The organism is Pseudomonas sp. UBA4617, assembly GCF_002386445.1.
Lineage (GTDB): Bacteria > Pseudomonadota > Gammaproteobacteria > Pseudomonadales > Pseudomonadaceae > Aquipseudomonas.
Genome location: NZ_DGIR01000018.1, coordinates 67236 through 87372 on the forward strand (window position 1 = coordinate 67236; position 20137 = coordinate 87372).

17 protein-coding genes and 2 tRNA genes are annotated in these 20137 nt (G+C 61.2%); 18 read left to right on the top strand and 1 reads right to left on the bottom strand.

The window, feature by feature from the left end:
- Nucleotides 1-80 precede the first annotated feature (80 nt).
- From carB to B4L76_RS06670, 3 genes are read left to right on the top strand one after another with little or no spacing between them, the layout of a single operon-like run.
- Entirely contained in the window at nt 81-3302 is a 3222-nt protein-coding gene (gene carB / locus B4L76_RS06660; RefSeq protein ID WP_296231353.1) for a carbamoyl-phosphate synthase large subunit, read from the top strand.
- The gene (gene greA / locus B4L76_RS06665; protein ID WP_046613135.1) at nt 3299-3781 is read left to right on the top strand and encodes a transcription elongation factor GreA; all 483 of its coding nucleotides are present in this window, start codon (nt 3299-3301) and stop codon (nt 3779-3781) included. The genes carB and greA overlap by 4 nt, the downstream gene beginning before the upstream one ends.
- Nucleotides 3759-4199, top strand: a complete 441-nt coding sequence (locus tag B4L76_RS06670; protein WP_296231354.1) for an MFS transporter — start codon at nt 3759-3761, stop codon at nt 4197-4199. Before greA ends, B4L76_RS06670 begins: the two co-directional genes overlap by 23 nt.
- Before the next feature lie 51 nt (nt 4200-4250).
- Here the strand turns inward: B4L76_RS06670 and yhbY are convergent, their stop codons facing one another.
- Nucleotides 4251-4559, bottom strand: coding sequence for a ribosome assembly RNA-binding protein YhbY (gene yhbY, locus B4L76_RS06675; protein WP_003249945.1), 309 nt, complete (start codon nt 4557-4559; stop codon nt 4251-4253).
- 102 nt (nt 4560-4661) lie between these two features.
- On the opposite strand from yhbY, the gene rlmE reads away from it, so the two are divergent.
- From rlmE to pnp, 15 genes are all read left to right on the top strand, one after another.
- Nucleotides 4662-5288: a 23S rRNA (uridine(2552)-2'-O)-methyltransferase RlmE gene (rlmE, locus tag B4L76_RS06680; protein WP_025340705.1), complete on the top strand. Its 627-nt coding sequence runs from the start codon at nt 4662-4664 to the stop codon at nt 5286-5288.
- Nucleotides 5289-5490: 202 nt separating this feature from the next.
- Nucleotides 5491-7395: an ATP-dependent zinc metalloprotease FtsH gene (gene ftsH, locus B4L76_RS06685; protein WP_015271861.1), complete on the top strand. Its 1905-nt coding sequence runs from the start codon at nt 5491-5493 to the stop codon at nt 7393-7395.
- Between the two features lie 8 nt (nt 7396-7403).
- On the top strand, nt 7404-8255 hold the full coding sequence (folP, locus tag B4L76_RS06690; protein ID WP_296231362.1) for a dihydropteroate synthase: 852 nt from the start codon (nt 7404-7406) through the stop codon (nt 8253-8255).
- 16 nt (nt 8256-8271) lie between these two features.
- Nucleotides 8272-9612: a phosphoglucosamine mutase gene (glmM, locus tag B4L76_RS06695; RefSeq protein WP_296231364.1), complete on the top strand. Its 1341-nt coding sequence runs from the start codon at nt 8272-8274 to the stop codon at nt 9610-9612.
- A 65-nt stretch (nt 9613-9677) separates the two neighbouring features.
- Complete coding sequence (gene tpiA, locus B4L76_RS06700; protein WP_296231365.1) at nt 9678-10433, top strand: triose-phosphate isomerase; 756 nt, start codon at nt 9678-9680, stop codon at nt 10431-10433.
- Nucleotides 10434-10437: 4 nt separating this feature from the next.
- Nucleotides 10438-10836, top strand: coding sequence for a preprotein translocase subunit SecG (secG, locus tag B4L76_RS06705; protein WP_296231366.1), 399 nt, complete (start codon nt 10438-10440; stop codon nt 10834-10836).
- A gap of 21 nt (nt 10837-10857) precedes the next feature.
- Nucleotides 10858-10943, top strand: a tRNA-Leu gene (locus B4L76_RS06710).
- Between the two features lie 100 nt (nt 10944-11043).
- Nucleotides 11044-11120: transfer RNA gene (locus B4L76_RS06715), tRNA-Met, on the top strand.
- 130 nt (nt 11121-11250) lie between these two features.
- On the top strand, nt 11251-11709 hold the full coding sequence (rimP, locus tag B4L76_RS06720; RefSeq protein ID WP_003249960.1) for a ribosome maturation factor RimP: 459 nt from the start codon (nt 11251-11253) through the stop codon (nt 11707-11709).
- 59 nt (nt 11710-11768) lie between these two features.
- Entirely contained in the window at nt 11769-13250 is a 1482-nt protein-coding gene (gene nusA / locus B4L76_RS06725) for a transcription termination factor NusA (RefSeq protein ID WP_009685349.1), read from the top strand.
- A 27-nt stretch (nt 13251-13277) separates the two neighbouring features.
- Nucleotides 13278-15812: a translation initiation factor IF-2 gene (gene infB / locus B4L76_RS06730; RefSeq protein WP_296231368.1), complete on the top strand. Its 2535-nt coding sequence runs from the start codon at nt 13278-13280 to the stop codon at nt 15810-15812.
- 117 nt (nt 15813-15929) lie between these two features.
- Complete coding sequence (rbfA, locus tag B4L76_RS06735; RefSeq protein WP_225779313.1) at nt 15930-16328, top strand: 30S ribosome-binding factor RbfA; 399 nt, start codon at nt 15930-15932, stop codon at nt 16326-16328.
- 3 nt (nt 16329-16331) lie between these two features.
- Nucleotides 16332-17249, top strand: coding sequence for a tRNA pseudouridine(55) synthase TruB (truB, locus tag B4L76_RS06740; RefSeq protein WP_170032740.1), 918 nt, complete (start codon nt 16332-16334; stop codon nt 17247-17249).
- Nucleotides 17250-17397: 148 nt separating this feature from the next.
- The gene (rpsO, locus tag B4L76_RS06745; protein ID WP_003249971.1) at nt 17398-17667 is read left to right on the top strand and encodes a 30S ribosomal protein S15; all 270 of its coding nucleotides are present in this window, start codon (nt 17398-17400) and stop codon (nt 17665-17667) included.
- Between the two features lie 250 nt (nt 17668-17917).
- Nucleotides 17918-20023, top strand: coding sequence for a polyribonucleotide nucleotidyltransferase (gene pnp / locus B4L76_RS06750; RefSeq protein ID WP_296231370.1), 2106 nt, complete (start codon nt 17918-17920; stop codon nt 20021-20023).
- Nucleotides 20024-20137 lie beyond the last annotated feature (114 nt).

A 20137-nucleotide genomic window follows, 5' to 3' on the forward strand; every position in this document is an offset into this window, starting at 1 on the left:
GGCTAGCGCCGCGCCCGGAAGCGCCTGACCCAGATTGTTCAAGGCGGCTTGCCGACTGACCCCGGATTTGAGTGACAACCATGCCAAAACGTACAGATATCAAAAGCATCCTGATTCTCGGCGCCGGCCCGATCGTGATCGGCCAGGCCTGCGAGTTCGACTACTCCGGCGCCCAGGCCTGCAAGGCCCTGCGCGAGGAAGGTTTCCGCGTCATCCTGGTGAACTCCAACCCGGCCACCATCATGACCGACCCGGCCATGGCCGACGCCACCTACATCGAGCCGATCAAGTGGCAGTCGGTGGCCAAGATCATCGAGAAAGAGCGCCCTGACGCGCTGCTGCCGACCATGGGTGGCCAGACCGCACTGAACTGCGCCCTGGACCTGGAGCGCCACGGCGTTCTGGAAAAGTTCGGCGTGGAAATGATCGGTGCCAACGCCGACACCATCGACAAGGCCGAAGACCGCTCGCGTTTCGACAAGGCGATGAAGGATATCGGCCTGGAGTGCCCGCGTTCCGGTATCGCCCACAGCATGGAGGAAGCCAACGCGGTGCTCGAGCGCCTGGGCTTCCCGTGCATCATCCGTCCGTCGTTCACCATGGGCGGCACCGGTGGTGGCATCGCCTACAACCGTGAAGAGTTCGAAGAAATCTGCGCCCGTGGTCTGGACCTGTCGCCGACCAAGGAGCTGCTGATCGACGAATCGCTGATCGGCTGGAAGGAATACGAGATGGAGGTGGTCCGCGACAAGAAGGACAACTGCATCATCGTCTGCTCCATCGAGAACTTCGACCCGATGGGCGTGCACACCGGCGACTCGATTACCGTTGCCCCGGCGCAGACCCTGACCGACAAGGAATACCAGATCATGCGCAACGCCTCGCTGGCGGTGCTGCGTGAGATTGGTGTGGAAACCGGCGGCTCCAACGTGCAGTTCGGTATCTGCCCGAACACCGGCCGCATGGTCGTGATCGAGATGAACCCGCGTGTGTCGCGTTCCTCGGCGCTGGCCTCCAAGGCCACCGGCTTCCCGATCGCCAAGATCGCTGCCAAGCTGGCGGTCGGCTACACCCTCGACGAGTTGCAGAACGACATCACCGGCGGCCGCACCCCGGCGTCCTTCGAACCGTCGATCGACTATGTCGTCACCAAGCTGCCGCGTTTCGCCTTCGAGAAGTTCCCGAAAGCCGACGCCCGCCTGACCACCCAGATGAAATCCGTCGGTGAAGTCATGGCCATCGGTCGTACCTTCCAGGAATCCCTGCAGAAAGCCCTGCGCGGCCTGGAAGTGGGCGCCTGCGGCCTCGACCCGAAAGTCGACCTGGCCAACCCGGAAGCTTCCAGCATCCTCAAGCGCGAGCTGACCGTACCGGGCGCGGAGCGCATCTGGTACGTGGCCGATGCCATGCGCGCCGGCATGACCTGCGAGCAGATCTTCGACCTGACCGGCATCGACATGTGGTTCCTGGTGCAGATGGAAGACCTGATCAAGGAAGAAGAGAAGGTCAAGACTCTGGCCCTGTCGTCGATCGACAGAGACTACATGCTGCGCCTCAAGCGCAAGGGCTTCTCCGACCAGCGCCTGGCCAAGCTGCTGGGTATCACCGACAAGAACCTGCGCCGTCACCGCCACAAGCTGGAAGTGTTCCCGGTGTACAAGCGCGTCGACACCTGCGCTGCCGAGTTCGCCACCGACACCGCCTACCTGTACTCCACCTACGAGGAAGAGTGCGAGGCCAACCCGTCGACCCGCGACAAGATCATGATCCTGGGTGGCGGACCCAACCGTATCGGCCAGGGTATCGAGTTCGACTATTGCTGCGTACACGCCGCGCTGGCGCTGCGTGAAGACGGTTACGAGACCATCATGGTCAACTGCAACCCGGAAACCGTCTCTACCGACTACGACACCTCCGACCGCCTGTACTTCGAGCCGTTGACCCTGGAAGACGTGCTGGAGGTGTGCCGCGTCGAGAAGCCGAAAGGCGTTATCGTCCACTACGGCGGCCAGACCCCGCTGAAACTGGCCCGCGCCCTGGAAGAAGCCGGCGTACCGATCATCGGCACCAGCCCGGATGCCATCGACCGTGCCGAAGACCGTGAGCGCTTCCAGCAGATGGTGCAGCGCCTGAACCTGCTGCAGCCGCCAAACGCTACCGTGCGCAGCGAAGAAGAAGCTATCAGCGCTGCTGGCGGCATTGGCTACCCGCTGGTGGTGCGCCCGTCCTACGTGCTGGGTGGCCGGGCCATGGAAATCGTCTACGAACTGGACGAGCTCAAGCGCTACCTGCGTGAAGCCGTACAGGTGTCGAACGACAGCCCGGTACTGCTCGACCACTTCCTCAACTGCGCCATCGAGATGGACGTGGATGCGGTCTGCGACGGTACCGACGTGGTGATCGGCGCCATCATGCAGCACATCGAGCAGGCCGGCGTTCACTCCGGCGACTCGGCATGCTCGCTGCCACCTTACTCGCTGAGCAAGGAAGTGCAGGACGAAGTCCGCGTACAGGTCAGGAAAATGGCCCTGGAGCTGGGCGTGGTCGGCCTGATGAACGTGCAGCTGGCCCTGCAGGGCGACAAGATCTACGTGATCGAAGTCAACCCGCGCGCCTCGCGTACCGTGCCGTTCGTCTCCAAGTGCATCGGCACCTCCCTGGCGATGATCGCAGCCCGCGTCATGGCCGGCAAAACCCTGAAAGAGCTGGGCTTCACCCAGGAAATCATCCCGAACTTCTACAGCGTCAAGGAAGCCGTCTTCCCGTTCGCCAAGTTCCCGGGGGTTGACCCGATCCTCGGCCCTGAGATGAAATCGACCGGTGAAGTCATGGGTGTCGGTGACAGCTTCGGCGAAGCCTTTGCCAAGGCCCAGATGGGTGCCAGTGAAGTGCTGCCGACCGGCGGTACCGCATTCATCAGCGTACGTGACGACGACAAGCCGCAAGTGGCTGGCGTTGCCCGCGACCTGATTGCCCTTGGCTTCGAAGTGGTCGCTACTGCCGGCACCGCCAAGGTCATCGAGGCGGCTGGCCTGAAAGTGCGCCGTGTGAACAAGGTGACCGAAGGTCGTCCGCACGTGGTCGACATGATCAAGAACGACGAGGTGTCGCTGATCATCAACACCACCGAAGGCCGCCAGTCGATCGCCGATTCCTACTCGATTCGTCGCAATGCGCTGCAGCACAAGATTTACTGCACCACCACCATTGCGGCCGGGGAAGCCATCTGCGAGGCGCTGAAATTCGGTCCGGAAAAGACCGTTCGCCGCCTGCAGGATCTGCACGCAGGATTGAAAGCATGAGCATTACCAAGTACCCGATGACCGTCCAGGGCGCTCGCGCCCTGGAAGAGGAACTGCTGTTCCTGAGCAAGACCGAGCGCCCGCGCCTGAGCCAGGCCATTGGTGAGGCGCGCGAGCTGGGTGACCTGAAGGAAAACGCCGAATACCACGCAGCTCGTGAAGAGCAGGGCATGGTCGAAGCGCGTATCCGCGATATCGAAGGGCGCCTGCAGAACTCGGTGGTGATCGACGTGACCACCATTGCTCACACCGGTAAGGTGATTTTCGGCACTACCGTAGTGCTGGCCAACACCGAAACCGATGATGAGGTGACCTACCAGATCGTTGGCGAAGATGAAGCTGACGTGAAGAAAGGCAAGCTGTCGAACAGTGCCCCGATCGCCCGTGCCATCATTGGCAAGGAAGAAGGGGATACCGTTGTCGTGAAGACGCCAAACGGTACGGTCGAGTACGAGATTGTCGAAGTCAAGCACATCTGACCGGCGCCAGCGGGCGCCATCCCTCGAGGGGATCCTCTGGCAACTGGCCCAGGTTTTCTGGGTCGGTGGCCTGTGGGTGTTTCACGTCGGGTTGGTGCCTGCGCTCAAGGTCAGTGGCCTGGCGCCGCTATTGGTGCAGGACATCGCCGGGCAGATCGACCGCTGGTTGATCGGTGTGGCGATGCTTGGCCTGCTGGTCCAGTTGGCCGTACTGGCCAGAGTGGACGGCCTGGCAGCCTGGTGGCGGCAGTTCCGGGGCCAGATGTTATTGCTCGGCCTTGGCGCTTGCGTGGGGTATTACACCTTGCGCTACGGTATTTCTGTAGGCGAGCGCTGGCAGATGTTCTGCTTCCTGGTGCTGGGTTTTTCCGGCATCGTGCTGGTGGCCCAGCCGGTTCCGGTCAGGACGCGCGGCTAACACGAGCAAACTGCCGAGAGTCGCTGGGGCCGCATGGCGGCCCCTGTGCCGTTACTTGTAGCGGTGGATGTTGGACAGCTGCTTGTTCGGCTGCGGGTTCTTGCGGTAGATCAGGGCTTTCTTGCCGATGGTCTGCACCAGTTCGGCACGGCCGGCCTTGCACAGTTCGGCAATGGTTTCTGCACGCTCTTCGCGGTCTTCCGAACGAATCTCGACCTTGATCAGCTCGTGGTCGACCAGGGCGCGCTCCAGCTCGGCAATGACGCCTTCATTCAAACCGTTACCAGCAACGATCAGGACCGGCTTCAGGTCATGACCAATGGACTTGTATTGCTTCTTCTGCTCGTTATTGAGCGGCATAATCTGACCCTTTCCGTCTGATTCTGTAAAATTGACCGGCATTTTACCCGAGGGCCACCGGCTCCGCCCAGTCAATCACGACGCATATCATCGAGGTGCCCCGTGGTACAACGTTCCAAAAGCAGCGCCAACTGGCTGCGTGAACATTTCAACGATCCTTTTGTGAAGCAGGCGCAAAAGGACGGCTACCGCTCGCGTGCGAGCTACAAACTGCTGGAGATCCAGGAAAAGGACCGGCTGATCCGCCCAGGCATGAGCGTGATCGACCTCGGCGCGGCCCCCGGCGGCTGGTCGCAGGTGACCAGTCGTCTGATTGGTGGGCAGGGGCGGCTGATCGCATCGGACATCCTGGAGATGGACTCGATCCCCGACGTGACCTTCATCCAGGGCGATTTCACCCATGACGAAGTGCTGCAGCGCATCCTCGAGGCGGTTGGCGATTCGCACGTGGACCTTGTGATTTCCGACATGGCCCCCAATATGAGTGGTACCCCCGCGGTGGACATGCCGCGGGCGATGTTCCTCTGCGAGCTGGCCCTCGATCTGGCAACCCGCGTGCTAAAGCCCGGCGGCGACTTCCTGATCAAGATCTTCCAGGGCGAGGGCTTTGACGTATACCTCAAGGACGTGCGCAGCAAATTCGACAAGGTACAGATGCGCAAGCCATCGTCGTCGCGGGACCGTTCCCGTGAACAATACCTGCTGGGCAGGGGTTTCAAAGGGGCATGAAAGTCTCAAGCGGGGTGGCCGATAGTTATTTCCAATCGGCCGCCGCGTCAGGATCGCCCGAACTTCGTGTAGTCTAGCTTTCACAAAGGGTTACAGACGGTGCCTGCGTCTGCGTAGGTAATGTAGTAAGTTAGGGCGATGAATATCATGCGAGGAACGGCTGCGTCGTGCGCCGACCTCAGAGGGTAGCGAATTGAACGACATGGCAAAGAATCTGATCCTGTGGTTGATCATCGCAGCTGTCCTGGTGACAGTGATGAACAACTTCTCCAGCCCTAACGAACCGCAGACCCTCAACTATTCCGACTTCATCCAGCAGGTCAAGGATGGCAAGGTCGAGCGCGTGACCGTCGACGGCTACATCATTACCGGCAAGCGCGCTGACGGTGACAACTTCAAGACCGTGCGTCCGGCCATTACCGACAATGGCCTGATCGGCGACCTGGTCGACAACCACGTCATCATCGAAGGCAAGCAGCCCGAGCAGCAGAGCATCTGGACCCAGTTGCTGGTAGCCAGCTTCCCGATCCTGGTGATCATCGCCGTGTTCATGTTCTTCATGCGCCAGATGCAAGGCGGTGCGGGCGGCAAGGGCGGGCCGATGAGCTTCGGCAAGAGCAAGGCGCGCCTGCTGTCCGAAGACCAGGTCAAGACCACGCTGGCTGACGTTGCAGGGTGTGACGAAGCCAAGGAAGAGGTTGGTGAGCTGGTCGAGTTCCTGCGCGATCCGGGCAAGTTCCAGCGCCTGGGTGGCCGTATCCCTCGTGGCGTGCTGATGGTCGGCCCACCCGGTACCGGCAAGACGCTGCTGGCCAAGGCCATCGCTGGCGAGGCAAAGGTGCCATTCTTCACCATTTCCGGTTCTGACTTCGTGGAAATGTTCGTGGGTGTCGGTGCCAGCCGTGTGCGCGACATGTTCGAGCAGGCCAAGAAGCACGCCCCGTGCATCATCTTCATCGACGAGATCGACGCCGTTGGTCGCCACCGTGGCGCCGGCATGGGCGGCGGTCACGACGAACGTGAGCAAACCCTCAACCAGTTGCTGGTGGAGATGGACGGCTTCGAAATGAACGATGGCATCATCGTCATCGCCGCCACCAACCGTCCGGACGTGCTCGACCCGGCGCTGCTGCGCCCGGGGCGCTTCGACCGCCAGGTGGTGGTCGGCCTGCCGGACATCCGTGGACGCGAGCAGATCCTCAAGGTGCACATGCGCAAGGTGCCGGTGGGCGAGAACGTCAACCCGGCAGTCATTGCCCGTGGGACCCCTGGTTTCTCCGGCGCCGACCTGGCCAACCTGGTCAACGAGGCCTCGCTGTTTGCCGCGCGTGCCAACAAGCGCCTGGTCGAAATGAAAGAGTTCGAGCTGGCCAAGGACAAGATCATGATGGGCGCCGAGCGCAAGACCATGGTCATGTCCGAGAAAGAAAAGCAGAACACCGCCTATCACGAGGCTGGCCACGCCATCGTCGGACGCCTGGTGCCTGAACACGATCCGGTCTACAAGGTTTCGATCATTCCGCGTGGCCGTGCTTTGGGCGTGACCATGTTCCTGCCGGAAGAGGACCGCTACAGCCTGTCCAAGCGCGCGCTGATCAGCCAGATCTGCTCGTTGTACGGCGGCCGTATCGCCGAGGAAATGACCCTGGGCTTCGACGGCGTCACCACCGGCGCCTCCAACGACATCATGCGTGCCAGCCAGATCGCCCGCAACATGGTGACCAAGTGGGGCCTGTCGGAAAAACTCGGCCCGCTGATGTACGCCGAGGAAGAAGGCGAGGTGTTCCTGGGCCGCAGTGCCGCCAGCCAACACGCCAGCGTTTCCGGCGAAACCGCCAAGCTGATCGACTCGGAAGTGCGCAGTATCATCGACCAGTGCTATGCCACGGCCAAGCAGCTGCTCACCGACAACCGTGACAAGCTCGATGCCATGGCCGAAGCCTTGATGAAATACGAGACCATCGACGCCGAGCAGATTGACGATATCATGGCCGGCCGTACCCCTCGCGAACCGCGCGATTGGGATGATGACTCGGCTTCGGGCAAGCCTGCCGCCCAGGGTGATCGCCCAGAATCGCCGATCGGCGGTCCAGCGGCCCAACACTAAGGGCACCTATGAGCTCAGTGCAGTACCCCACCCGGTTGCCTTGCGGTAACCGGGTTCTTGATTTGTCGCGTACCCATGTCATGGGTATCCTCAACGTCACCCCCGATTCCTTCTCTGACGGCGGGCGTTTCAATCAGCGCGACGAAGCGTTGCGTCATGCCGAAGCAATGGTGGCAGCCGGCGCCACGCTGGTCGACATCGGCGGTGAGTCCACGCGGCCAGGTGCGCGCGCAGTGTCGGTAACCGAGGAGCTGGAGCGGGTGGCCCCCATGGTCGAGGCCATCAACAGCCGTCTTGACGTGGTCATCTCGGTCGATACGTCCACGCCAGCGGTCATGCGTGAAGCCGCGCGTCTCGGTGCCGGGCTGATCAATGACGTACGGGCCCTGGAGCGTGACGGCGCGCTGGATGCTGCGGCGGACACCGGGCTGCCGGTGTGTCTCATGCACATGCGCGGCGAGCCGGGGAACATGCAGGACGACCCGCAGTACGAAGATGTAACCGCCGACGTCACGCGGTACCTTGAGCAGCGGATGGTCGCCTGCGCTGCGGCGGGCATCGACGCAAACAGAATCATCCTTGACCCGGGCTTTGGTTTTGCCAAGACGCTGGCGCACAACCTCAGCTTGTTCAAGCATATGGAAGCGCTCTATCGCCTGGGGCGCCCGCTTCTTGTGGGTGTGTCACGCAAGAGCATGATCGGCCAGACGCTGGAACGTCCGGTCGGCGAGCGGTTGTACGGCAGCCTGGCGCTGGCGGCGTTGGCCATGACCAAGGGGGCGAGCATCCTGCGTGTCCATGACGTGGCCGAAACCGTTGATGTGGTGCGCATGATCGCTGCGGTGCAAAACGCCGAATAAGAACATTGGAGTCCCTATGAGCAGAAAATATTTTGGTACCGATGGCATTCGTGGCCGTGTCGGCGAATACCCGATCACCCCTGACTTCATGCTGAAGCTTGGCTGGGCTGCCGGCATGGCGTTCCGCAAGCAGGGCCATTGCCGGGTGCTGGTGGGCAAGGACACGCGTATCTCCGGCTACATGTTCGAATCCGCACTCGAAGCCGGCCTGTCTGCGGCGGGTGCCGACGTGATGCTGCTCGGGCCGATGCCGACGCCGGCCATTGCCTACCTGACACGTACCTTCCACGCCGAAGCCGGTATCGTCATCAGTGCCTCGCACAACCCGCACGATGACAACGGCATCAAGTTCTTCTCGGGCCAGGGGACCAAGTTGCCTGATGAAGTCGAGTTGATGATCGAAGAGCTGCTTGACCAGCCGATGACCGTGGTCGAGTCGAGCAAGCTGGGCAAGGTGTCGCGCATCAATGATGCGGCAGGCCGCTACATCGAGTTCTGCAAGAGCAGCGTGCCCAGCAGCACCAGCTTCGATGGACTCAAGCTGGTGGTCGATTGCGCCCATGGCGCCACCTACAAGGTTGCGCCAAGCGTGTTCCGCGAGTTGGGTGCCGAGGTGACCATGCTGCATGCGCAGCCGGACGGGCTGAACATCAATGAAAACTGCGGTTCGACCCATATCGAGTCGCTGCAGGCCGCTGTGCTGGTAGGGCATGCCGACCTGGGTATCGCTTTCGACGGTGACGGCGACCGGGTACTGATGGTCGATCACACCGGTGCCATCGTCGACGGTGACGAATTGCTGTTCATCATTGCCCGCGACTTGCAGGACCGTGGCAAGTTGCAAGGCGGCGTGGTGGGTACGCTGATGAGCAACTTGGGCCTGGAGCTTGCGCTGAAGGACCTGGAAATTCCGTTCGTGCGGGCCAAGGTCGGCGACCGTTACGTCATGGCCGAACTGCTGGAGCGTGAGTGGCTGGTCGGGGGTGAAAACTCTGGTCACGTCGTTTGCTGCAACCACACCACCACGGGTGATGCAATCATTGCCGCACTGCAGGTGCTGATGGCGCTCAAGCGCCGTGGCGAAACGTTGGCCCAGGCCCGTCAGGCCCTGCGCAAGTGCCCACAGGTACTGATCAACGTGCGTTATGGCGCCAGCAAGGTCGACCCGCTGCAACACCCGTCGGTCAAGGAAGCCAGTGCCAAGGTGACCGAGGCGTTGGCTGGCCGTGGTCGCGTGCTGCTGCGCAAGTCCGGTACCGAGCCTCTGGTGCGGGTCATGGTCGAGGGTGAGGACGAAAGTCAGGTGCGTACCCATGCCGAAGCACTGGCCAAGCTGGTCGGCGAAGTTTGTGTCTGAAGGCGCTTGCCAGCGCAGGTAGGGTTGGGTACTATCTGCGCCCACTTTGACCGACGAGGTAAAGCATGCGTCGCCCCATGGTAGCTGGTAACTGGAAGATGCACGGTACCCGCGCTAGCGTCGCTGAGCTGACCGAAGGCTTGAGAAATCTGGCCTTGCCGAGCGGAGTGGAAGTCGCGGTGTTCCCACCGGCCTTGTTCATCAATCAAGTGATCGATGGGCTGGCAGATAAGGGAATCATCGTCGGCGCACAGAATTCTGCAGTACAACCCGAACAGGGTGCGCTGACCGGAGAAGTTGCTCCGGAACAGCTGGTTGAAGCAGGTTGCAAGTTGGTTCTGATTGGCCATTCGGAGCGTCGCCAGATTATTGGTGAAACTGACCAAGTGCTCAATCGCAAGTTTGCAGCCGCTCAGGCCAAAGGTTTGAAGCCAGTGCTTTGCATCGGGGAAACCCTTGAAGAGCGCGAGGCCGGCAAAACGCTCGAAGTTGTCGGGCGTCAACTAAGCAGTATCATCGAGGCCTTCGGTGTTAAAGCTTTTGCCAATGCAGTAATTGCCTATGAGCCTGTATGGGCCATCGGTACAGGCCTTACGGCCACGCCCCAGCAGGCCCAGGATGTGCACGCCGCCATCCGCGGTCAGCTGGCGGCAGAAGATGCTGAAGTAGCTGCGAAGGTGCAGCTGCTCTACGGCGGCAGCGTGAAGGCGGCCAATGCGGCCGAACTGTTCGGCATGCCGGATATCGATGGGGGGCTCATTGGTGGAGCTTCCCTGAACGCAGACGAATTCGGTGCAATTTGTCGCGCCGCAGGAAACTGAACAAATGCTGGAAACAGTCATCGTTGTTTTTCATCTGTTGGCAGCGCTGTCGCTTGTAGTGCTGGTTCTGTTGCAACAGGGTAAGGGTGCGGAAGCAGGTGCATCTTTCGGCGCGGGTGCTTCAAATACCGTGTTCGGGAGCCAGGGTTCTGCAACCTTCCTGAGTAAATTAACTGCTGTACTCGCTGCCACTTTCTTTTTGACAGCACTTGGGTTAGGATACTTCGCGAAGCAACAAGCTCACCAGCTTAGCCAAGCAGGTCTTCCAGATCCAGCAGTGCTAGAAGTGAAAGAGCCGCAGAAACCGGCAGTTAATGATGATGTACCGGTGCTCCAGCAGCAGAAGAGCGACACCACCACTAACACTGGTGATGTACCTCCTCCGGCACAAGAGCAGAAGTAACGGGTTTCAAGTAGTAGTATTGCCGAGGTGGTGGAATTGGTAGACACGCAACCTTGAGGTGGTTGTGCCCATAGGGTGTAGGGGTTCGAGTCCCCTTCTCGGTACCAATTAAAGCTTGAGAGCCCGCTTTAGCGGGCTTTCTTGCAGGTGAAGGTTTGGATTTGACCCTTGAGAGGGTTCGGTCTTATACTTTTGCCCCAGCTTTGTCGCGGGGTGGAGCAGCTTGGTAGCTCGTCGGGCTCATAACCCGAAGGTCGTTGGTTCAAATCCAGCCCCCGCAACCAGCTTCAGCGGAGCCCCTTTTCAGGGGCTTTTTGCTAACCGAACAGTTTTCGGCGTCGTTGTCCAACGGCGCTTTCAGGGATGGGCGCTTTGCCCATTTTTTATTTGCACAGCATGCACGAGGGGGTTCAGGTGTCGAGCAAGCTAGAACAGTTGCAGGCCTTGTTGGCCCCGGTTGTCGAGGGTCTGGGCTATCAATGCTGGGGGATCGAATACGTTTCCCAGGGTAAGCATTCGGTACTGCGCATCTACATCGACAAGGAAGGCGGCATCCTGGTGGACGACTGCGAAGCGGTCAGCCGTCAGGCCAGCGCAATCCTCGACGTAGAAGATCCGATCAGCAGTGAGTACACCCTCGAGGTGTCTTCTCCAGGCATGGATCGCCCACTGTTCACTCTGGAACAGTTTGCCTCGCATGCCGGCGAACAAGTGAAGATCAAGCTGCGCTCACCCTTCGAGGGTCGTCGTAACTTCCAGGGCCTTCTCCGCGGTGTGGAGGAGCAGGACGTGGTGGTCCAGGTGGACAATCAAGAATTCCTGTTGCCGATCGACTCGATCGACAAGGCCAATATTATTCCCAGTTTTGACTGAGACGTGCCGGGCCCGGCGGACTATCCGGGCCCAATGGCTTGCGCAAGGCGAGGCGTACGATGAGCAAAGAAGTACTGCTGGTTGTTGAATCGGTATCCAACGAAAAAGGTGTACCGCCCGGCGTCATTTTCGAAGCGCTGGAAGTGGCCCTGGCCACTGCAACCAAAAAACGTTTTGAAGACGAAGTCGATCTGCGTGTGGAAATCAACCGCCACACCGGTAGCTACGAGACCTTCCGTCGCTGGACCGTGGTCGACGAAGCCGATCTTGATGATCCGGCGATCGAGACCTGGCTGGACAAGATCAAGGACACCCACCCTGAAGCCAAGGTCGGTGACGTGATCGAAGAGAAGATCGAGTCGATCGAGTTCGGCCGTATCGCCGCCCAGACCGCCAAGCAGGTCATCGTGCAGAAGGTCCGTGAGGCCGAGCGTGCCCAGGTGGTCGATGCCTACCGCGAGCGCGTTGGCGAGATCATTTCCGGCACCGTCAAGAAGGTTACCCGCGACAACGTCATCGTTGACCTGGGCAACAACGCCGAGGCCCTGCTGGCCCGCGAAGACATCATCCCGCGCGAAACCTTCCGTGTTGGCGTGCGCCTGCGTGCGCTGCTGAAGGAAATTCGCACTGAAAACCGTGGCCCACAGCTGATCCTGTCGCGCACCGCGCCACAGATGCTGATCGAGCTTTTCCGCATTGAAGTGCCGGAAATTGCCGAGGGCCTCATCGAAGTCATGGCTGCCTCCCGTGATCCGGGTTCGCGAGCCAAGATCGCCGTCCGCTCCAAGGACAAGCGCATCGACCCGCAAGGTGCCTGTATCGGCATGCGTGGTTCGCGCGTCCAGGCCGTATCCGGGGAGCTGGGTGGCGAGCGTGTGGATATCGTCCTGTGGGACGATAACCCGGCGCAGTTCGTCATCAACGCCATGTCGCCGGCTGAAGTCGCGGCGATCATCGTTGATGAAGATGCCCATGCCATGGACATCGCCGTCGCCGAGGACAACCTGGCCCAGGCCATTGGCCGTGGCGGTCAGAACGTTCGCCTGGCCAGCCAGCTGACCGGCTGGACCCTGAACGTGATGACCGAGAAGGACATCCAGGCCAAGCAGCAGGCCGAAACCGGTGACATCCTGCGCAATTTCATCGATGAACTGGAAGTCGACGAGGAGCTGGCCCAAGTGCTGGTCGACGAAGGCTTCACCAGCCTCGAAGAAATTGCCTACGTACCGTTGGAAGAAATGCTCAACATCGATGGCTTTGACGAAGATATCGTCAATGAGCTCCGCGCTCGAGCCAAGGACCGTTTGTTGACCAAGGCCATCGCTACCGAAGAAAAACTGGCAGACGCCCATCCGGCCGAAGACCTGCTCTCCCTCGAGGGCATGGACAAGGACCTGGCGGCGGAACTGGCGGTGCGCGGCGTGGTTAACCGCGAAGACCTGGCCGAGCAGTCGATCGACGATCTGCTCGACATCGACGGCATCGACGAAGAGCGTGCCGGCAAGTTGATCATGGCCGCCCGAGCCCACTGGTTCGAGTAATTAGGCGCGGCCTGAGGAGAGAAGTGCATGACGCAAGTCACGGTGAAAGAACTGGCCCAAGAGGTCGAGGCACCGGTAGAGCGCCTGCTGCAGCAGATGCGTGAGGCAGGTCTGCCGCACACCGACGCCGGTCAGGTAGTGACCGACAATGAGAAGCAGACCCTGCTCACTCATTTGAAGAGCAGCCACAAGAGCAAGGCGGAAGAACCGCGCAAGATTACCTTGCAGCGCAAAACCACCAGCACCCTGCGTGTCGCCGGTAGCAAGAGCATCAGCGTAGAAGTACGCAAGAAGAAAGTATTCGTGCAGCGCAGCCCGGAAGAGATCCAGGCTGAGCAGAAGCGTGAGCTGGAAGAGCGCCGCGCGGCCGAAAACGCCGCTCGCGAGAAGGTCGAGGCCGAAGTTCGCCAGCGCAACGAAGAGCAGGCCCGCCGTCAGGCCGCCGAAACCGCTGCCCCGGCGCCTGCCGCCAGGCCAGAGCCGGCACCTGCCGCTGCCCCGGCCCCGGTAGTTGCCGACGCCCTGGCCTCCGAAGACGCTGCAGCCCGTGCTGCCGAGCGCAAGAAGGACGAAGCCCGTCGCAACGAAGGCCGCACCCGTGACGAAGATCGTCGCGGTGGCGAGCGTCGTGGCGAAGCCCCGCGCGTGTCGATCAAGGTCAAGGTCAAGGAGAAGGAAAAAGCTCCGACGCCGCGTGCCGCGCCGCGCACCACCGATGAAGAAAGCGATGGCGTACGCCGTGGCCGCGGTGGCAAGAGCAAGCTGAAGAAACGCAACCAGCACGGCTTCCAGAACCCGACCGGTCCGGTCATTCGTGATGTGACCATCGGTGAGACCATCACCGTCTCGGAACTGGCCCAGCAGATGTCGGTCAAGGCCGCTGAAGTGGTCAAGTTCATGTTCAAGCTGGGCACCCCGGTCACCATCAACCAGGTGCTCGACCAGGAAACCGCGCAGCTGGTCGCTGAAGAACTGGGCCACAAGGTGACCCTGGTCAGTGATACCGCCCTGGAAGACTCCCTGGCCGAATCGCTGAAGTTCGAAGGCGAAGTCGAATCGCGTGCGCCGGTCGTTACCGTCATGGGTCACGTTGACCACGGCAAGACCTCGCTGCTCGACTACATCCGTCGTGCCAAGGTTGCCGCAGGCGAAGCCGGTGGTATTACCCAGCACATCGGTGCCTACCACGTGGAAACCGACCGCGGCATGGTCACCTTCCTCGACACCCCGGGCCACGCAGCGTTCACCGCAATGCGCGCCCGTGGTGCCAAGGCCACTGACATCGTCATCCTGGTGGTGGCGGCGGACGACGGCGTGATGCCGCAGACTCGCGAAGCCGTTCAGCATGCCAAGGCAGCTGGCGTTCCGCTGGTGGTCGCGGTAAACAAGATCGACAAGCCGGGTGCCGACCTCGACCGCATCCGCAACGAGCTGGCCGTCGAAGGCGTGACCTCCGAGGACTGGGGTGGTGACACTCCGTTCGTCAAGGTTTCGGCGAAGATGGGTACCGGCGTCGACGAGCTGCTCGAGGCCGTCCTGCTGCAGGCCGAAATCCTCGAACTGACTGCCACCCCGACTGCTCCAGGTCGTGGCGTGGTCGTCGAATCGCGTCTGGACAAGGGGCGTGGCCCGGTGGCCACCATCCTGGTTCAGGACGGTACCCTGCGCCAGGGCGACATGGTCCTGTGCGGCTCCAACTATGGTCGTGTGCGCGCCATGCTCGACGAGAACGGCAAGCCTGTGAAGGAAGCCGGCCCGTCGATCCCGGTCGAGATTCTCGGCCTGGATGGTACCCCGGAAGCCGGTGACGAGCTGTCCGTGGTGGCCGACGAGAAGAAGGCCCGTGAAGTGGCCCTGTTCCGTCAAGGCAAGTACCGCGAGGTCAAGCTGGCCCGTGCTCACGCCGGCAAGCTGGAAAACATCTTCGAGACCATGGGTCAGGAAGAGAAGAAGACCCTCAACATCGTCCTCAAGACTGACGTGCGTGGTTCCCTGGAGGCACTGCAGGGCTCGCTGTCGGGCCTGGGCAACGACGAAGTTCAGGTGCGCGTGATCGGTGGCGGTGTCGGTGGTATCACCGAAAGCGACGCCAACCTGGCGCTGGCTTCGAATGCAGTACTGTTCGGCTTCAACGTGCGTGCCGATGCCGGCGCGCGCAAGATCGTCGAGCAGGAAGGTCTGGATATGCGTTACTACAACGTGATCTACGACATCATCGAAGACGTCAAGAAGGCCCTGACCGGCATGCTCGGCAGCGATGTTCGCGAGAACATCCTGGGTGTTGCCGAAGTGCGTGACGTGTTCCGTTCGCCGAAGTTCGGCGCCATCGCTGGCTGCATGGTCATCGAAGGTACCGTGTACCGCAACCGTCCGATCCGCGTTCTGCGCGAAGACGTTGTGATCTTCGAAGGCGAGCTGGAATCGCTGCGTCGCTTCAAGGACGACGCCTCCGAAGTCCGTTCGGGCATGGAGTGCGGTATTGGCGTGAAGAGCTACAACGACGTCAAGGTCGGCGACAAGATCGAAGTCTTCGAGAAAGTCCAGGTGGCTCGTACCCTGTAAGGGGGCGAGCGTGGTGCAGGCCCCGCCCCAGGGCGGCTCGCAGCACCTCTGAAGGTAGCGCCCGGTCAGGCTTCAGCCTGACCGGGCGTTTGCCGCTTTAAGTTACAGGTAGCAAGAATGGCAAAAGAATATAGCCGTACCCAACGCATCGGCGACCAGATGCAGCGCGAGCTGTCGGAGCTGATCCGCCGTGAAGTCAAAGACCCGCGCGTCGGCCTGGTGACCATCACGGCCGTCGACGTCAGCCGCGACCTTGGCCACGCCAAGGTGTTCATCACCGTGATGGGTGCAGATGGCACCGACGCCGTACCGCAGACCCTCAAGGCCCTGACCAGCGCCGCAAGCTTCCTGCGCCTGCACCTGGGCCGGGTAATGCAACTGCGCAGCGTGCCGCAACTGCATTTCCACTTCGACGAAAGCGTCAGCCGTGGTGCCCACCTGTCGGCACTGATCGAGCGCGCGGTCGCCGAAGACCGTCAGCACAAGGATGCCGACAAGCCGGACACCGAGGAGTAAGCGGTGGCCCAGGTCAAACGTATCCGCCGCAACGTCAGCGGCATCATCCTGCTCGACAAGCCGCTGGGCTTCACTTCCAACGCTGCGCTGCAAAAGGTGCGTTGGCTGCTCAACGCGGAAAAGGCCGGCCACACCGGCAGCCTCGACCCTTTGGCCACCGGCGTGCTGCCGCTGTGCTTTGGCGAAGCGACCAAGTTTTCGCAGTACCTGCTCGATTCGGACAAGGGCTACGAAACGGTCATGCAGATGGGGCAGACGACCAACACCGGCGATGCCGAAGGTGAGGTGCTGCAGACCCGCGAGGTGACCGTTGGTCGTGCCGACATCGAAGCACTGTTGCCCCGTTTTCGTGGCCAGATCAGCCAGATACCGCCAATGTACTCGGCGCTCAAGCGTGACGGCCAGCCACTGTACAAGCTGGCACGTGCAGGAGAGGTAGTGGAGCGCGAGGCGCGTTCTGTTACTATTGGCCGCTTGGAGTTGCTCGAGTGCGAAGGCACCCGTGCACGGTTGAGCGTAGGATGCAGCAAAGGCACCTATATCCGCACCCTGGTGGAGGATATCGGCGAAGCACTTGGCTGCGGCGCCTATGTCGCCGAGCTGCGCAGGACCCAGGCCGGGCCCTTCGTGCTGGCACAGACGGTCACCCTCGAGGAACTCGAACAGGCCCACGCCGAAGGTGGTAACGAAGCGCTCGACCGCTTCCTGATGCCTTCGGACAGCGGCCTGCAGGACTGGCCACTGGTGTGCCTGTCCGAGCATAGTGCGTTCTACTGGCTGCATGGCCAGGCGGTACGCGCGCCGGACGCCCCCCAATTTGGCATGGTCCGGGTACAGGATCACAATGCGCGCTTCATCGGTATCGGTGAAGTGAGCGAAGACGGGCGCATAGCGCCGCGTCGGCTGATTCGGTCGGAATGACCGAAACCGTAGGGCCAGGCAATCGCCAAACCCCACGGCAACAAGGGTGGCTGTCAGTAGGCACGGTCACACCTTTTTTATTAATACAGGGATTTGTCCCTGGCCTATTGGGACCCCGCGTGCGGGATCCGTTATCAGGAGAAGCCACATGGCCCTCAGCGTTGAAGAAAAAGCTCAGATCGTTGCCGAATACCAGCAAGCCGCCGGCGATACCGGTAGCCCGGAAGTGCAGGTTGCTCTGCTGACCGCCAACATCAACAAGCTGCAAGGCCACTTCAAGGCCAACGACAAAGACCACCACTCCCGTCGTGGTCTGATCCGTATGGTCAACCAGCGTCGTAAGCTGCTGGATTACCTGAAGGGCAAAGACACCACTCGTTACAGCGCCCTGATCGGTCGCCTGGGCCTGCGTCGCTAATAGCGGCTTGGCCAGTGGTGTGCATGGCGTGTCGCAGGCTTCGGCAGGGCTGTTTTGCAGTGTTGCCGTTGGACACGCTACGCGTATCTCCGAGGTTGGCAGCCTGGCAATGCTGAGCGGATCTTCCGCTTGGTGCCAGGCTCCCAGCCTCGTGTTGTATCTGGACGGTCAATGGGGCCGATTCCCCGTTCTGCCCAAGAATTCGCAAGAAACCAGTTCCCCCAGAGCCACTGAAAAAAGGTAGGAAACCGTGAACCCGGTAATCAAGAAATTCCAGTTCGGTCAATCGACCGTTACTCTCGAAACGGGCCGTATTGCCCGTCAGGCAACCGGCGCCGTGCTGGTTACCGTCGACAACGATGTCACCGTGCTGGTGACCGTGGTCGGTGCCAAGCAGGCCGATCCAGGCAAGGGCTTCTTCCCGCTGTCGGTCCACTACCAGGAAAAGACCTACGCCGCCGGCAAGATCCCGGGTGGCTTCTTCAAGCGTGAAGGCCGTCCTTCCGAGAAAGAGACGCTGACCTCGCGCCTGATCGACCGTCCGATCCGCCCGCTGTTCCCGGAAGGCTTCATGAACGAAGTGCAGGTCGTCTGCACCGTGGTCTCCACCAGCAAGAAGACCGACCCGGACATCGCCGCGATGATCGGTACCTCGGCTGCCCTGGCCATCTCCGGCATTCCGTTCGAAGGCCCGATCGGCGCCGCCCGCGTTGCCTTCCACGAAAGCACCGGCTACCTGCTGAACCCGACCTACGAGCAACTGGCTGCCTCGAGCCTGGACATGGTCGTTGCCGGTACCGAATCGGCTGTACTGATGGTTGAATCGGAAGCCAAGGAGCTGACCGAAGACCAGATGCTGGGCGCCGTGCTGTTCGCCCACGACGAATTCCAGGCTGTGATCCAGGCTGTCAAGGAACTGGCGGCCGAAGCCGGCAAGCCAACCTGGGACTGGCAGCCAGCCCCGGCCAACACCGAGCTGATGAACCTGGTGCGTGCCGAGTTCGGCGAAGCCGTTTCGCAGGCCTACACCATCACCCAGAAGGCCGACCGCTACAACCGCCTGGGCCAGCTGCGCGACGAGGCTGTTGCCCGTCTGAGCAACGAAGAGACCGGCCCGTCTGCCGCTGCCATCAAAGAGATTTTCGGCGAGCTGGAATACCGCACCGTCCGCGAGAACATCGTCAACGGCAAGCCGCGTATCGACGGCCGTGACACCCGCACTGTGCGCCCACTGAACATCGAAGTCGGCGTCTTGCCGAAAACCCACGGTTCGGCACTGTTCACTCGTGGCGAGACCCAGGCCCTGGTCGTCGCGACCCTGGGTACTGCCCGTGACGCCCAACTGCTGGACACCCTGGAAGGCGAGAAGAAAGACGCCTTCATGCTGCACTACAACTTCCCACCGTTCTCGGTGGGTGAGTGCGGCCGCATGGGCGGCGCTGGCCGTCGTGAAATCGGCCACGGCCGCCTGGCCCGTCGTGGCGTGCAAGCCATGCTGCCGAGCGACAGCGAGTTCCCGTACACCATCCGCGTGGTTTCGGAAATCACCGAATCCAACGGTTCCAGCTCCATGGCTTCGGTGTGTGGTGCTTCCCTGGCGCTGATGGACGCTGGCGTGCCGATGAAGGCGCCGGTTGCCGGTATCGCCATGGGCCTGGTCAAGGAAGGTGACAAGTTCGCCGTCCTGACCGACATCCTGGGTGACGAAGACCACCTGGGCGACATGGACTTCAAGGTAGCCGGTACCGCCAAAGGCGTCACCGCGCTGCAGATGGACATCAAGATCAACGGCATCACCGAAGAGATCATGGAAATCGCCCTGGGCCAGGCCCTGGAAGCGCGCCTGAACATCCTTGGCCAGATGAACCAGATCATCGCCCAGTCGCGCAGCGAGCTGTCGGCCAACGCCCCGACCATGATCGCGATGAAGATCGACACCGACAAGATCCGTGACGTCATCGGCAAGGGCGGCGCCACCATTCGCGCCATCTGTGAAGAAACCAAGGCTTCGATCGATATCGAAGACGACGGCTCGATCAAGATCTTCGGCGAAACCAAGGAAGCCGCAGATGCTGCCAAGCAGCGCATTCTGGGCATCACCGCCGAGGCCGAGATTGGCAAGATCTACGTCGGCAAGGTCGAGCGCATCGTCGATTTCGGCGCCTTCGTCAACATCCTGCCTGGCAAGGACGGCCTGGTGCACATCTCCATGCTGAGCGATGCTCGCGTCGAGAAAGTCACCGACATCCTGAAAGAAGGCCAGGAAGTTGAAGTACTGGTACTGGACGTGGACAACCGCGGCCGTATCAAGCTGTCGATCAAGGACGTTGCCGCAGCCAAGGCTTCGGGCGTCTGATGATTGCTTGCAGTAGAAAGAAGGCCCCGTGAGGGGCCTTTTTTTATGGTTGCACGGAACCTTTTGCGGACTTGCATCTTGCATGCAGGTTTATCGTGCGGATTGCAGAATGCA

What these genes read in the sequence shown, in the direction of transcription:
- carB (WP_296231353.1), top strand. Translation starts at nt 81, where the DNA reads ATGCCAAAACGTACAGATATCAAAAGCATCCTGATTCTCGGCGCCGGC.
- greA (WP_046613135.1), top strand. Translation starts at nt 3,299, where the DNA reads ATGAGCATTACCAAGTACCCGATGACCGTCCAGGGCGCTCGCGCCCTG.
- yhbY (WP_003249945.1), bottom strand. Translation starts at nt 4,559, where the DNA reads ATGCCGCTCAATAACGAGCAGAAGAAGCAATACAAGTCCATTGGTCAT.
- ftsH (WP_015271861.1), top strand. Translation starts at nt 5,491, where the DNA reads ATGGCAAAGAATCTGATCCTGTGGTTGATCATCGCAGCTGTCCTGGTG.
- folP (WP_296231362.1), top strand. Translation starts at nt 7,404, where the DNA reads ATGAGCTCAGTGCAGTACCCCACCCGGTTGCCTTGCGGTAACCGGGTT.
- glmM (WP_296231364.1), top strand. Translation starts at nt 8,272, where the DNA reads ATGAGCAGAAAATATTTTGGTACCGATGGCATTCGTGGCCGTGTCGGC.
- tpiA (WP_296231365.1), top strand. Translation starts at nt 9,678, where the DNA reads ATGCGTCGCCCCATGGTAGCTGGTAACTGGAAGATGCACGGTACCCGC.
- secG (WP_296231366.1), top strand. Translation starts at nt 10,438, where the DNA reads ATGCTGGAAACAGTCATCGTTGTTTTTCATCTGTTGGCAGCGCTGTCG.
- nusA (WP_009685349.1), top strand. Translation starts at nt 11,769, where the DNA reads ATGAGCAAAGAAGTACTGCTGGTTGTTGAATCGGTATCCAACGAAAAA.
- infB (WP_296231368.1), top strand. Translation starts at nt 13,278, where the DNA reads ATGACGCAAGTCACGGTGAAAGAACTGGCCCAAGAGGTCGAGGCACCG.
- rbfA (WP_225779313.1), top strand. Translation starts at nt 15,930, where the DNA reads ATGGCAAAAGAATATAGCCGTACCCAACGCATCGGCGACCAGATGCAG.
- rpsO (WP_003249971.1), top strand. Translation starts at nt 17,398, where the DNA reads ATGGCCCTCAGCGTTGAAGAAAAAGCTCAGATCGTTGCCGAATACCAG.